Origin of the sequence: Streptomyces sp. NPDC058307 (assembly GCF_042880295.1) — a bacterium.
In the GTDB taxonomy this organism is placed as follows: Bacteria; Actinomycetota; Actinomycetes; order Streptomycetales; family Streptomycetaceae; genus Streptomyces.
The window spans coordinates 45,356-58,276 of the sequence record NZ_JBHVYZ010000035.1 but is presented as its reverse complement, the minus strand read 5'-3'; the positions used below and the strand labels follow the sequence as shown (position 1 = coordinate 58,276).

Here is a 12,921-nt window from a genome sequence, read left to right as displayed (position 1 = left end):
CTCAGGCCACCCCCCGCGCGTGCTCGACCACGGGCGCGCCGCGCTGGGGCAGGACGACGCCCACCAGGTCGATGCGGACGCCTCCCGGTGGCGCCCCTCCGTGGGCATGGATCCAGCAGGCGGCGAGGCCCCGCAGGCGCTCCGCCTTCTCGGGAGTCACCGCGGCCATGGGATGCTCGAAGGCACCCACCCGCCGTGTCTTGACCTCGCAGACGACCAGGACTTCACCGTCCCGCGCCACGATGTCGATCTCGCCCGTCCTGCCACAGCGCCAGTTGCGCTCCAGGACCGTCATCCCGGCCTCGGTCAGCCGCCGCGCGGCCAGACTCTCGCCGTACTTGCCGAGTGCACTGCGTGCGTTCATGTCGGCACCACCTCCGGCGCCAACGATCACGCAACCCCGCCCACCGAGTTGATCTTGGTGGACTACTCAGCGGTTGTGGAAAACCCCGTCACCCACACGGGCGCAGAGGCACCCCTCACCCGCCCGGCAGCTCCAGATCACTCTTGTTCAGCTCCTCGATGTTCACGTCCTTGAACGTCAACACCCGGACCTGTTTCACGAAGCGGGCCGGCCGATACATGTCCCACACCCAGGCATCGGCCATGGACACCTCGAAGAACACCTCGCCCTGGACCGAGTGCACCTGCATCTCGTAGTCGTTGGTCAGGTAGAAGCGCCGCTCGGTCTCGATCACGTATTTGAACAGACCGACGACATCGCGGTACTCCCGGTAGAGCTTGAGCTCCATCTCGGTCTCGTACTTCTCGAGGTCCTCGGCGCTCATGGCATGTTCCCCTTCAGCCGTGCGATCCCACCATTGTGCGCCAGTCCCGTCAGCACCTAGACGATTTCGGTGTCGAGGGTCACGGGCCCGGCCGGGGGACCTTCGTCGAGCAGCCTGCGCAGCAGCTCGGCGAGTCTGGTCGGATACACCGTCTCATGTGCCTGGCTCAGTTCCCGACACGTCCACCAGCGCGCTCCGGCGACACTGCGTCGCTCCAGCTCGGTCAGGGCCGTGGCCCGGGTGGCCGTCACCGTCGTACGGGCCAGGTAGTACCACTCGTCCTGGTCCCAGCGACGGCCCGCGAACGGGAACGAGCACATCCGCCGCCAGAGCACCGGCCCGAGTTCCACCTCGGTGATGCCGGTCTCCTCGGCGAGTTCCCGCAGAGCGGCCTCTTCACGGGTCTCGTCGCCCTCCAGTCCGCCGCCGGGCGTGAACCACCAGTCGTCGGCCGGATCGTCCGGCTCGTGCCCGTGCAGCAGCAGGATGCGGTCCGCGGGGTCGAGCAGCACCACCCGGGCCACCTTGCGCAGCGCGCCTTCGGGCGTGTCCCCGTACCCGGCCGACGCCTCAGCGGGCACCGACGGGCTCCGTCCGGACACCGGAGCGCCTGCTGAAGAGCTTGGCGACAGGTCCGTAGGCGCCACCGCCCAGGACCAGCACCCCGCCGGCGACGATCATGATGAAGATCGAACGCAGTGGTCCTGGCGAGGAGAGCGCACCGAGTGGCTCGAAGCCGGTGGGGCGCTCCAGCATGCCCTTCATGGGCCAGACGACGGCGTCCACGCGGGCGGTCACCGCCGAGCGTGCGACGGTGCCCTGGGCGGCGTCGCTGAGGTGGGCGGAGGAGTCCAGCGAGCCCTGGCGCTCGTCGCCGAGCAGGAACAGCCGGCCCTGGGGCACCTTCACGGTCGGGATGGTCTTGTCCTCGACCGGGCCGCCCTTGAGGTAGGTCTCGTCGATCTTCTTGCCGTTGACGGTCAGCTTCCCGTCCGTGCAGCAGGAGACCGTGTCGCCGCCGACCGCGACGACCCGCTTGACCACGGGCGCGTTGCTCACCCAGGTCTCGTCGGTGAAGACGACGACGTCACCCCGGCGTATCTCGTCCCCGTCGACGCGCTGCGCCAGCACCCGGTCGCCGGCGTCGATCGTGGGCGTCATCGAACTGGTGGGCACGGTGTACGGCAGGTAGACCACCGCTCCCCAGACGAATCCCCCGAGGAACAGCACCAGGCCCAGCGCGACGGCCAGTCCGGACAGTCGCTGTCCGGTCCGGCTGCCCACCGGGCCCGTGCTGGTGCGCCCGCTGTGCGGGGCCGTACGTGTAGTGCTCTCGCCACCCATGGATCCGCACCCTACCCGGCGGTACCTGAGCGGGTCAGCCCCTCCTGCCCGGACGGAGCGACAAGCTCCGCAAAGCTTTCACCAGGCCCGTGGCAGGGCTGTGGCAGGCCCGTGGCATCCCGGTCGGCCGGGCAGGGCTCAGCGGGTCCGCTCGACGGCGGCCTTCCTGCGACGCCACAGCGCCACCGGCACCACACCGACGAGCGCGATCCCCTGGGGAGCCACACTGAGGGCGGCCGAGGCGGACGACCGGTCGTTGATGCCCGCCTGGTCGAAGGTGTCCGGCTTGGGCAGCGTGCCCCAGCGGTTGATCGGCCAGGCCTTCACGATGGCGCGGCCCACGACATCGTCGACCGGGACCATGCCGTGGTGCTTGTCCGACTGGTTGTAGCGCGAGTCACGGGAGTTCTGCCGGTGGTCGCCCATCACCCAGATGTAGCCCTTGGGGACCTTCACGCTGAACTGGCCGCCCTGGTCGTCCTGGCTGCACGGCGTGTTGCCGGCGTAGACGTACGACGTCTCGTTCAGCGCCTTGCCGTTGACCTTGAGCGGGCCGGTGCCCTGGCAGGAGACCGTGTCACCGCCCACGCCGATGACGCGCTTGATGAGGTCCTTCTCCGTCGCGGAGGGCATCAGGCCGATCCAGGACAGGAACGTCTGTACGGCGTTCGGGTTCGCCACCGGCTCGCCCGCCAGCCAGTTGTCCGGGTCGTGGAAGACCACGACCTCGCCGCGCTCGGGATCGGAGCCGAACCACGGGGTGAGCTTGTCGACCAGCACCCGGTCGCCCTGCTGGAGGGTGTTCTGCATCGAGTCGGACGGGATCGAGAAGGCCTGCACCAGGAACGTCTTGATCAGCAGCGCCAGTACGAGCGCGATGCCGATCAGGATGGGCAGCTCCTTCCAGAAGGAGCGCTGCTTCTTCGCCCCGGGCGTGGAACCGCCCGTCCCACCGCCGCCGGTCCCGGGGGGCTCGTCCACCGGCGGCCCCTCGCCGCCCGCGGCCGGGTCATTCCCGAAGGGTACGGCGCTCTCCGCGGCCGGGTCGGCTGCTTCCACGGGGCGTCCGCGGTGCTCCTCGCCGTCGTGCCCGGATCGTGCGCCAACCGCAACATCCCCCACGCCAACTCCTTACTCTGTGCCGCCGCCGGCGCCAAGTACGGCGCAGGCCCACCACTCCCATAACGAGCGGGAGTTCCGCAGGGCTCGGGAGTTGGATCGCTTCGTTCGGATCGTCGGGTGCAACCCTAAGCGACGGCTGGGAGGCTGCGGTCGCCCCGGACACCGAGTCGGCAATGGAAGAGTAAGTTTTCGGTTCGTCCAGCGTGGTCCAGTGGCCGAAAGGCCACGCGATGATCCTGGCCCGTCCCACCACCGAGTCGAGCGACACGGTGCCGCCGTAGTCGGTGTCCTGGTGCGCGCGGGAGTCCGCGGAGTTGGCGCGGTGGTCACCCATCACCCACAGCCGCCCCTTGGGGACGGTGATGTCGAACTGCTGGGTGGACGGGGCGTTACCGGGATACAGGTAGTCCGTCTCGCTCAGCGGAACGCCGTTGACGGTGACCCGTCCCTCGGTGTCACAGCACTTCACCCGGTCGCCGCCGACTCCGACGACCCGCTTGATCAGGTCCTTCTCGTTGTCGGACGGCAGCAGGCCGATGAAGGTGAGCCCCTCCTTGACCTGCTTGACTACGACGGGGTCGTCTTTCTTCGCGGTGGTCTGCTCGCCCGCCAGCCAGCCGCCCGGGTCCTTGAAGACGACGACGTCCCCGCGCTTCGGCTCGGAGCCGAACCACGGGGTGAGCTTGTCGACCAGGACCCGGTCACCGATGCGGATCGTCTGCTCCATCGAGCCGGACGGGATCACGAACGCCTGCACGAGAAACGTCTTCAGAACCAGGGCTATCAGGACGGCCACGCCGACCAGGAGCGGTATCTCCTTGACCGCGCCGCGCCTTCTGCGCCGCTTCACCTTGCGCTGGAGCTTGCGTCGCTCCGCGCGGGAGCGGCCGCCCGTGGGACTGGCGGAACGCCGGACGCCGGTGGGCAGCAGATTGTCGGCGGCGGTGCTCGACACACCACGCGGTTTGCCACGGTTACCCATGCGCGCCCTCCGCCGCGGGCACGCGCGCGTAGGCGTCGGAACGGTGCAGGCGGGTGGCGTGACCGGCGGGCCAGATGATCCAGTCGGCCCGCCCCAGGACATCGCCGACGGGGATCATGCCGCCGCCCGGTGAGCCCAGATGGTCCCGGGAGTCGCTGGAGACGCTGCGGTGGTCACCGAGCACGAACAGGGTACCGGCGGGCACCTCGACCTCGAAGGGCACCGAGGAGGGGCTGTTGCCGGGGTACAGGAAGCCCGACTCGTCGACCGACCGGCCGTTCACCTCGAGCCTCCCCTTCGTGTCGCAGCAGACCACGTGGTCTCCCCCCACGCCCACAACGCGCTTGATGTAGTCCCCGTCCCCGAAATACCCGGTTCCGTCGAACACGACTACATCTCCCCGCTGCGGCTCGGCACCGAAACGGTACGCGAACCTATTTACGAGAACGCGGTCCCCGATCCTCAATCCGTTTTCCATGGATCCGCTGGGAATCTGGAAAGGTCTGATCACGAACGTACTGATCAGCAAAAGAAGGACCAGGCAGAGCAGCAGGACCAGGGAGATCCGGCCGCCGGGCAGCCACTGGGTGATTCTCGACACCAACGCGAAACGCGACCGTCCCTCCGCGGCCCCTGGTCCGGGGCGGGAGGAGCGGTCGCGCTCCGTCGGCTGTGCTTCGGTGTCCATCGCAGCCAGATGCTATCCGGCCCCGCTGTGACGACCGGGAGGCGCTCAGTTGTCGCGCTTCTCCTTGATCTTCGCGGCCTTGCCGCGGAGCTCGCGCAGGTAGTACAGCTTCGCGCGACGCACGTCACCGCGGGTGACGAGCTCGATCTTCTCGACGATCGGGGTGTGCACCGGGAAGGTGCGCTCGACGCCGACGGAGAACGAGACCTTGCGGACCGTGAAGGTCTCGCGGACACCGGCGCCCTGGCGACGGATGACTACGCCCTTGAACTGCTGCACACGGGAGCGGTTGCCCTCGATGACGCGGACGTGGACGTTGACGGTGTCACCCGGGCGGAAGGCCGGGATGTCGGTGCGCAGCGACGCGGAGTCGACGATGTCGAGCAGGTGAGACATTTCGTCTGCTTTCTTCGCCCATGCCACAGGTCATCGGCGGTAGATAGTGTTTCGGAGGAGGCTGTCCGTGTCGGGGCGGGCGTCGTGTCCCCCTGTGGCAGGGGCGCACGCCGGACGACGCACAACAGGGGCCTATTCTTCCACGGCTTGTGGCCTGCGCCAAAATCGGCCGTACGGCTCCCCCGCCGGGTCCGGCGCCCAGCCCAGGATGGAGAGCATCTCGCGGTCCTTCTTGTCGAAGGCCGCCGGGTCGCAGCGCTCGATGAGGTCGGGCCGGTTGGCCGCCGTACGCCTGAGCGCCTCGTCGCGGCGCCACCGGGCGATCTTGCCGTGGTGCCCGCTGAGCAGGACGTCCGGGATGCCGCGGCCGCGCCACCGGGGCGGCTTGGTGTAGACGGGGCCTTCGAGCAGGTTCGCCATGGCGCCGGGCGCGAAGGAGTCGTCCCGGTGCGACTCGGCGTTGCCGAGGACGCCGGGCAGCAGCCGGGCCACCGCCTCCGTGATCACGAGCACGGCCGCCTCGCCGCCGGCGAGGACGTAGTCGCCGATGGACACCTCGTGGACGGGCATCCTCGTGGCGTACTCGTCGATCACCCGGCGGTCGATGCCCTCGTAGCGCGCCGGCGTGAAGATCAGCCAGGGGCGCTCGGAGAGCTCCACGGCGAGTTCCTGGGTGAAGGGGCGGCCGCTGGGGGTGGGCACGATGAGGGCGGGCGCGTGCGAGCCGGTCTCGTAGCCGTCCGCCAGCACGGAGTCCAGCGCGTCTCCCCACGGGTCGGTCTTCATGACCATGCCCGGGCCGCCGCCGTACGGGGTGTCGTCGACAGTGTTGTGACGGTCGTACGTCCACTCGCGCAGATCGTGGACGTGCACGTCCAGCTGCCCACGCGCGCGTGCCTTGCCGACCAGGGAGACGTTCAGGGGGTCGAGGTACGCGGGGAAGATCGTGAGGACGTCGAGCCGCATCAGGACTCGTCCTCTGAGTCCTGCGAGTCCTCGGAGTACTCGGAGTCCCGGGAGGACGCGATCTCGGCGCGGTCGTCGATCAGCCCGGGCGGTGGTGTGATGACCGCCTTCTGCTCGGCCAGGTCGATCTCGGCGACGATCTCCTCGACGAACGGGATCAGCACCTCGCTGCCGTCGGGCCGCTCGACGATGAAGAGGTCCTGGGAGGGCAGGTGCGAGATCTCGGTGATCCGGCCGACCTCGACGCCGTCCGCGGTGACCACGTCGAGGTCCATCAGCTGGTGGTCGTAGTACTCGTCCTCCTCCTCCGGCAGCTCCTCCGGATCGATCTCGGCGATCAGGAGGGTGTTGCGGAGGGCCTCGGCGGCGCTGCGGTCCTTCACGCCCTCGAAGCGCAGCAGGAGGCGGCCACTGTGGACGCGGCCGGCCTCGATGGTGAGCGGTCCCGTGGACGGCGGATCGGTGGCCAGGACGGCGCCGGGGGCGAGCCTGAGTTCGGGCTCGTCGGTTCGTACCTCGACGGTGACGTCGCCCTTGATGCCGTGGGCGCGGCCGATCCGTGCGACTACCAGCTGCACTGTGCTTGCTCTCCTGTCATACGACTACGGGCCGGGGACGGCCCGATGGCCCTCCCCGGCCCGAGCCGGTGCTGCGTTTGGCGTCAGCGGACGTGGTCGACGTCGACGAGGTCGACGCGGACACCGCGGCCGCCGATGGCGCCCACGACGGTCCGCAGGGCGCGTGCGGTGCGGCCGTTGCGGCCGATCACCTTGCCGAGGTCGTCGGGGTGGACCCGGACCTCCAGCACGCGCCCGCGGCGCAGGTCGCGCGAGGCGACCTGCACGTCGTCAGGGTTGTCGACGATGCCCTTCACGAGGTGCTCGAGAGCCTCCTCGAGCATGCTCAGGCCTCGGTCGACCCGGACTCGGCCGCGGCCTCGTCCTTCTTCTCAGCCTTCTTCTTCTGGGTGATGGCCTCACCCTTGCCCTCGTCGTCGCCACCGAGGGCCTCGAACGAGGGACGCGCGGCCTTCTCGGCCGGCTGGAGCAGCGGAGCCGGGGCGGGCTCGCCCTTGAACTTCTGCCAGTCGCCGGTCTTCTTCAGGATGGCGAGCACGGGCTCGGTCGGCTGCGCGCCGACACCCAGCCAGTACTGCGCGCGCTCCGAGTCGACCTCGATGCGCGAGGGGTTCTGCACCGGGTGGTACAGGCCGATCTCCTCGATCGCACGGCCGTCACGACGGGTGCGGGAGTCGGCGACGACGATGCGGTAGTGAGGCGAACGGATCTTGCCCAGACGCTTCAGCTTGATCTTGACTGCCACGGGAGTGGGTTCTCCTGGAATTGACGTGGTTGGGCACGGCGAGACGGCCGCGTGGGGTTGCGGTACCCGAGTGCCCGATGGACGCGTCAGCCGGAGGCGAGAGGGTTCCTGTGCGGCTGTCGAGTACAGCTAGCCATTGTGCCACACCGTGGGGCTCGCTTCGGACCGAGGCCGCGCACGAGCATGCCGGAAGGGCACCCGGCACTCCGGGTGCCCCCCGGGCAGGACCGCGGCTGCCACGAGCAGCCGGGTCTCAGCTCGCCGCCGCGCCCACGATGTCGGGAATGCGGAACGGCTTCCCGCAGCCCCCGCAGACGATCGGCGCCTGGGCCAGGACGGAGGGGACGACCCTCACATTGCGGCCGCAGTCGCAGACCGCCTTGACCCGGACCCCGCCTCCGGAGGAGCCGTGACGCGCCGCCGGACCCCGGAAGGAGCGGGCGGTGTCGGCGGAGGTCGCCGCCGTGTGGGCCTTGAGGGCGCGCTGGAGCCGCTCGATGGTCGGGCGGTAACGGCGCTTTGCCTCGGGGGTGAGCGTGACCAGGGAGAAGCCGCTGCTCGGATGCGGCTCCTCGGGGTGGTCCAGGCCCATCTCCTCGGCGATCGCGAGAAATCTGCGGTTGTGGTAGCGGCCGGCGCGGGAGGTGTCGCGGATGCCTCGCGCGGCGGCGATGCCGTGGACTGCCTCGTGAAGCAGTCGCTCGAAGGAGAGCTCGTGACCGCACGCGGACGACGACTCCCCGATCAGGGACTCTGGCGCGGCAAGGTCAGGCAGCTCGGGGTGGTACCGCTGAATGTCGGCCCACGCCTCTGCCAGCTCTGCGGCGAGAACAGGTGGTGTCTGTGTCGTGCTCACGTAATGACAACGAGCCAGAGTGCCGCTGTGTTCCTATTCCGGGGCATCCCAAATAATTTGCACGTACCCGTCAGTTGCGACTGATGCGTGGAGACGAGGGCGGGTGCGCTGATCTGCGGAGAAGCCTCACAGCTCGCCACAAGGTGGTGCGTAGTGTGAGGTACGCACCGGCGCGTAGATCGTGTCCACGCGCCGGTGCGGGTGTGATCCGCGGGTGCGCAAGAGGCGTTTCGGTCGCTCTCGCACCGGAAGGGCGCTGCCTCAGTAAGCGCGCGCGACAACTGCGACGTTACCGGGGGCGTCGTCGGTTCCCGGCACCGACCCGTCCTCCGCGACCAGACAGCGTACGGTCACCGCGTGCTCGGCCAGCCTGGCCTCGCCCTCTTCGCCGAGAGTGGCCCACGGGATCCGCGCCCAGCCGCCGGCGACGGCGGCCTCGACGGCTTCGCCGAACGTCGACACGTCGGCCGTCCGGGACTCGCGGCGCTCGCGGGACTGCGCCAGCAGCAGCGCCTGGTCCTGTTCGAGGGCGGCCGGGAGCAGTCGTACGAGATCGTCGAGGGCTACGACCCCCTTGCCTCCCGGGATCCGGCGGACCACCATCGCGGTGCCGCTCTCCAGGTCACGGGGCCCGACCTCGACGCGGACCGGCACGCCCTTGAGCTCCCAGTCGACCGCGCGGCGGCCGAAGGGGGTGTCGGTGCGGTCGTCGACGTGGACGCGGATGCCCGCCGCCTTCAGCCGGTCGCCGATCTCGCGGACCTTGGCCAGAAGCGGCTCGTCGCCCTTGATGGCGAGGACGACGACCTGGGTCTGCGCGAGCCGGGGCGGGACACGCAGGCCGTTGTCGTCGCCGTGCATCATCACCAGGGCACCGATCATGCGGGTGGTGGAGCCCCAGGAGGTCTGCCAGACGAGTTCCTGGGTGCCGTCCTTCGACAGGTACGAGGTGTTGAAGGCCTTGGCGAAGTTCTGGCCCAGCTCGTGGCTGGTGGCCATCTGGAGTGCCTTGCCGTCGCCCATCATGCCTTCGAGCGTGAGGGTGTTGACGGCGCCGGCGAAGCGCTCCTTGACAGTCTTGCGGCCGGCGACCACGTCCATGGCGAGGACATTGGTCATGAAGTCCTCGTAGACCTGCCGATGGATGCGCGAGGCGAACACGCGCGCGTCCTCCTCGGTGGCGTGCGCGGTGTGGCCCTCCTGCCACAGGAACTCCGTCGTCCGCAGGAAGACCCGGGGCCTGAGTTCCCAACGCACCGCGTTGGCCCACTGGTTGATCAGCAGGGGCAGGTCGCGGTAGCTCTGCACCCACTTCGAGAAGTAGTCGTTGATGATCATCTCGGAGGTGGGGCGGACGACCGCGGGCTCCTCCAGCTCCTTGCCGCCGCCGTGGGTGACGACCGCGAGCTCGGGCGCGAAGCCCTCGACGTGGTCGGCCTCACGGGTGAGGTACGACTGCGGGATCAGCAGCGGGAAGTACGCGTTCTGGGTGCCCGTGGCCTTGATCCGGGCGTCCATCTCGGCCTGCATCCGCTCCCACAGCCCGTACCCGTACGGTCGGATGACCATGGTGCCGCGCACCGGACCGTTGTCGGCCAGTTCGGCCTTGCCGACCAGATCCTGGTACCAGCGCGGGAAGTCGTCCGCCCGGGGTGTGAGAACAGGTGCCTTCGCCATGGCGCGATGTTACGGGCGCACGTTGCCGGGAGGTGAATTCTTTTCCCCGGCACATGCCAACCGGCAACAGGGCCCTTCTGCCTCTGGACGAGCGGTCGAGTGCGGAGTTACCTGGCATACGGGGGAAGTGCGAGCGCACGTCACGGGGGCCACGGAATCGGGCACAGAGTCAACTCTCGGCGGATTGGGGCGCTTATCCATGACACCTACGCTCGTGCGGCAGCACCTGCCCTCGGCGGGACACACCTTCCGTGCGGACCCAGGTGCACGCGCGCGTGACTGGTCCGAGATCCAGGAGCGGATGCTGGTTCCGCTGTACGAGGCCGTCTACGAGCGACTGGAAGTGGGCCCCGCGACGCGGCTGTTGGGCCTGGGCTGCGGCAGCGGGCTCGCCCTGCTGATGGCGGCCTCCAAGGGCGCCGCGGTCGCCGGTGTCGAGCCGTCATCTCCCGAACGGCTGGCGCTCGCGCGGGAGCGGCTGCTGCCGGAGGCCCGGGGCACGCACGCGCGTGCCGCCATCAGACTCGTCGAGGGAGCGCCCGGGGACACCACCGACGGGACCGCCCCGTACACCCTCGTGACCGCCTTAGAGCCGATCGGAGGTCTCGCGGGCGACTCGGAGGGACTCAGTGACCTTCTTGCCTCGGCGAAACCGCTCGCCGAGCGGGGAGCGCCCGTGGCACTCGTCGGCTGGGGTCCGCCGGAGCGGTGCGCCACGTCGTCCGTGCTGCGGGTGGCCACCAAACTGACGGAATCGCTGCGCGGCACGGGCACTTGGCGCCCGGCCCGGCGGGACGACCTGGAGGAGGTCGCCCAGCGGGCCGGCCTGCGGCCCGACGGCTCGGGGCGGGTGTCCTGCCCCTTCGGCTACGCCGACCTCGCCAGCGCGCTCAAGGGCCTGCTGTCGACCGGCCTCTTCGACGCGGCCATCCGGGCGACCGACCCGGCCCAGGTGGACAAGGAGGTCACGGAAGCCCTGCATCCGTACCGGCGCCGGGACGGCACGGTATGGATGCCGAACGTCTTCCGCTACCTGGTCGCCCGCGTGCCCTAGCCGTCGGTCTCGTTGCTTGAGCGGGGGCGGGGGCGGGGGCGGCCATGTCGGACGTCACGACAAACGCCCCCCGCACTCGCAGAGGTCGGCTCAGCCCATGAACTTCTTGAACTCGTCCGGCAGCTCGAAGTCCTGCGGGACCTGCTGGCCGGGGACACCGAAGGCGCCCCCGCCCTGGGCGCCGGCGGCCTTGCGGGCGGCCTCCTCGGCCTCCTGCTGCTTGCGCTTCATCGGGTTGCCGGAGCGCTGCTTGCCCTTGGCCTTCTTCTGCTGCTTCTTGGCGCGGCCGGGGCCACCGCCCATGCCCGGGACGCCCGGCATGCCCGGCATCCCGCCGCCCTGAGCCATGCGGGACATCATCTTGCGGGCCTCGAAGAACCGCTCGACGAGGTTCTTGACCGCGCTGACCTCGACGCCGGAGCCCTTGGCGATACGGGCGCGGCGCGAGCCGTTGATGATCGTGGCGTCGGCGCGCTCGGCCGGGGTCATCGACTTGATGATGGCGGCCGTGCGGTCGACGTCCCGCTCGTCGAGGTTGTTGATCTGGTCCTTGATCTGGCCCATGCCGGGGAGCATGCCGAGCAGCTTGGAGATGCTGCCCATCTTCCGGACCTGTTCCATCTGGGCCAGGAAGTCGTCCAGGGTGAAGTCCTGGCCCTTCTTGGACGCCAGCTTGGAGGCCATCTTCTCGGCCTCCTCCTGACTGAACGTCTTCTCCGCCTGCTCGATCAGGGTGAGCAGGTCACCCATGTCGAGGATGCGGGAGGCCATCCGGTCAGGGTGGAAGGCGTCGAAGTCCTCGAGCTTCTCGCCGTTCGACGCGAACATGATCGGCTTGCCGGTGATCTGCCGGATCGACAGGGCCGCACCACCGCGGGCGTCACCGTCGAGCTTGGAGAGCACCACGCCGTCGAAGCCGACGCCGTCGCGGAAGGACTCGGCGGTGTTGACCGCGTCCTGGCCGATCATCGCGTCGACGACGAAGAGGATCTCGTCCGGCGAGACCGCGTCGCGGATGTCCGCGGCCTGCTGCATCAGCTCGGCGTCGATACCGAGACGGCCGGCGGTGTCCACGATCACGATGTCGTGGACCTTGGACTTCGCGAAGTCGATGGAGTCCTTGGCGACCTTGACCGGGTCACCGACGCCGTTGCCCGGCTCGGGGGCGTAGACCGCGACACCGGCGCGCTCGGCGACGACGCTCAGCTGGTTGACGGCGTTGGGGCGCTGGAGGTCGGCGGCGACGAGCAGCGGCGAGTGGCCCTGCTCCTTCAGCCAGTGGCCGAGCTTGCCCGCGAGGGTGGTCTTACCGGCACCCTGGAGACCGGCCAGCATGATCACGGTGGGCGGGTTCTTGGCGAACCGCAACCGCCGGGTCTCGCCGCCCAGGATCGTGACGAGCTCCTCGTTCACGATCTTCAGGACCTGCTGGGCGGGGTTCAGCGCCCGGGAGACGTCGGCACCGAGGGCACGCTCCTTGACGTTCTTGATGAACGTCCGGACGACCGGCAGGGCCACGTCCGCCTCGAGGAGCGCGATACGGATCTCGCGCGCGGTGGCGTCGATGTCCGCCTCGGAGAGCCGTCCCTTGCCGCGCAGGTTCTTGAAAGTCGCTGAGAGGCGATCGGAAAGAGTATCGAACACGGCGCTCGCGGTCCTCGGGGTCGGTGGCAGCTGGGAATCGCCCTCCAGGGTATCCCGGCGACACACGTTGCCGGGATCCCC

The 12,921-nt window shown here is 69.4% G+C and carries 16 protein-coding genes; 1 reads left to right on the top strand and 15 read right to left on the bottom strand.

Features of this window, described 5'->3' with window-relative positions; translation table 11 throughout:
• Position 1 precedes the first annotated feature (1 nt).
• The 14 genes from ACFVYN_RS24260 to proS form a co-directional block, all read right to left on the bottom strand.
• Positions 2 to 364 carry a YraN family protein gene (locus tag ACFVYN_RS24260; RefSeq protein WP_390001745.1) on the bottom strand — a complete coding sequence of 121 codons (363 nt, stop codon included), beginning with the start codon at positions 362 to 364 and terminating at the stop codon, positions 2 to 4.
• Between the two features lie 115 nt (positions 365 to 479).
• Positions 480 to 788, bottom strand: coding sequence for a DUF2469 domain-containing protein (locus tag ACFVYN_RS24255; protein WP_003965949.1), 309 nt, complete (start codon positions 786 to 788; stop codon positions 480 to 482).
• Between the two features lie 56 nt (positions 789 to 844).
• Positions 845 to 1,369 carry an NUDIX hydrolase gene (locus tag ACFVYN_RS24250; RefSeq protein ID WP_390001743.1) on the bottom strand — a complete coding sequence of 175 codons (525 nt, stop codon included), beginning with the start codon at positions 1,367 to 1,369 and terminating at the stop codon, positions 845 to 847.
• The gene (lepB, locus tag ACFVYN_RS24245) at positions 1,359 to 2,132 is read right to left on the bottom strand and encodes a signal peptidase I (protein ID WP_390001741.1); all 774 of its coding nucleotides are present in this window, start codon (positions 2,130 to 2,132) and stop codon (positions 1,359 to 1,361) included. Before lepB (ACFVYN_RS24245) ends, ACFVYN_RS24250 begins: the two co-directional genes overlap by 11 nt.
• A 138-nt stretch (positions 2,133 to 2,270) precedes the next feature.
• Entirely contained in the window at positions 2,271 to 3,254 is a 984-nt protein-coding gene (gene lepB / locus ACFVYN_RS24240; RefSeq protein ID WP_390001740.1) for a signal peptidase I, read from the bottom strand.
• Positions 3,142 to 4,236, bottom strand: a complete 1,095-nt coding sequence (gene lepB / locus ACFVYN_RS24235) for a signal peptidase I (protein WP_390001738.1) — start codon at positions 4,234 to 4,236, stop codon at positions 3,142 to 3,144. Before lepB (ACFVYN_RS24235) ends, lepB (ACFVYN_RS24240) begins: the two co-directional genes overlap by 113 nt.
• The gene (lepB, locus tag ACFVYN_RS24230) at positions 4,229 to 4,924 is read right to left on the bottom strand and encodes a signal peptidase I (protein WP_390001737.1); all 696 of its coding nucleotides are present in this window, start codon (positions 4,922 to 4,924) and stop codon (positions 4,229 to 4,231) included. The genes lepB (ACFVYN_RS24235) and lepB (ACFVYN_RS24230) overlap by 8 nt, the downstream gene beginning before the upstream one ends.
• Positions 4,925 to 4,969: 45 nt before the next feature.
• Positions 4,970 to 5,320 (bottom strand): 50S ribosomal protein L19, encoded by a 351-nt coding sequence (gene rplS / locus ACFVYN_RS24225; protein ID WP_069765421.1) that lies wholly within the window; start codon positions 5,318 to 5,320, stop codon positions 4,970 to 4,972.
• Between the two features lie 132 nt (positions 5,321 to 5,452).
• Positions 5,453 to 6,286, bottom strand: a complete 834-nt coding sequence (trmD, locus tag ACFVYN_RS24220) for a tRNA (guanosine(37)-N1)-methyltransferase TrmD (RefSeq protein ID WP_390001736.1) — start codon at positions 6,284 to 6,286, stop codon at positions 5,453 to 5,455.
• Positions 6,286 to 6,864, bottom strand: a complete 579-nt coding sequence (rimM, locus tag ACFVYN_RS24215; protein WP_390001734.1) for a ribosome maturation factor RimM — start codon at positions 6,862 to 6,864, stop codon at positions 6,286 to 6,288. The genes trmD and rimM overlap by 1 nt, the downstream gene beginning before the upstream one ends.
• Positions 6,865 to 6,947: 83 nt before the next feature.
• A complete protein-coding gene (locus ACFVYN_RS24210; protein ID WP_005479813.1) occupies positions 6,948 to 7,187 on the bottom strand; it encodes an RNA-binding protein in 240 nt (79 codons plus the stop codon).
• A gap of 2 nt (positions 7,188 to 7,189) precedes the next feature.
• Complete coding sequence (rpsP, locus tag ACFVYN_RS24205) at positions 7,190 to 7,609, bottom strand: 30S ribosomal protein S16 (RefSeq protein WP_352389425.1); 420 nt, start codon at positions 7,607 to 7,609, stop codon at positions 7,190 to 7,192.
• A 253-nt stretch (positions 7,610 to 7,862) separates the two neighbouring features.
• Positions 7,863 to 8,465 carry a hypothetical protein gene (locus tag ACFVYN_RS24200; RefSeq protein WP_125189668.1) on the bottom strand — a complete coding sequence of 201 codons (603 nt, stop codon included), beginning with the start codon at positions 8,463 to 8,465 and terminating at the stop codon, positions 7,863 to 7,865.
• Between the two features lie 261 nt (positions 8,466 to 8,726).
• Positions 8,727 to 10,142, bottom strand: coding sequence for a proline--tRNA ligase (gene proS, locus ACFVYN_RS24195; protein ID WP_390001732.1), 1,416 nt, complete (start codon positions 10,140 to 10,142; stop codon positions 8,727 to 8,729).
• A gap of 199 nt (positions 10,143 to 10,341) precedes the next feature.
• On the opposite strand from proS, the gene ACFVYN_RS24190 reads away from it, so the two are divergent.
• Positions 10,342 to 11,196 carry an SAM-dependent methyltransferase gene (locus tag ACFVYN_RS24190; RefSeq protein ID WP_390001731.1) on the top strand — a complete coding sequence of 285 codons (855 nt, stop codon included), beginning with the start codon at positions 10,342 to 10,344 and terminating at the stop codon, positions 11,194 to 11,196.
• 90 nt (positions 11,197 to 11,286) lie between these two features.
• Here the strand turns inward: ACFVYN_RS24190 and ffh are convergent, their stop codons facing one another.
• A complete protein-coding gene (gene ffh / locus ACFVYN_RS24185) occupies positions 11,287 to 12,840 on the bottom strand; it encodes a signal recognition particle protein (RefSeq protein WP_390001729.1) in 1,554 nt (517 codons plus the stop codon).
• Positions 12,841 to 12,921 lie beyond the last annotated feature (81 nt).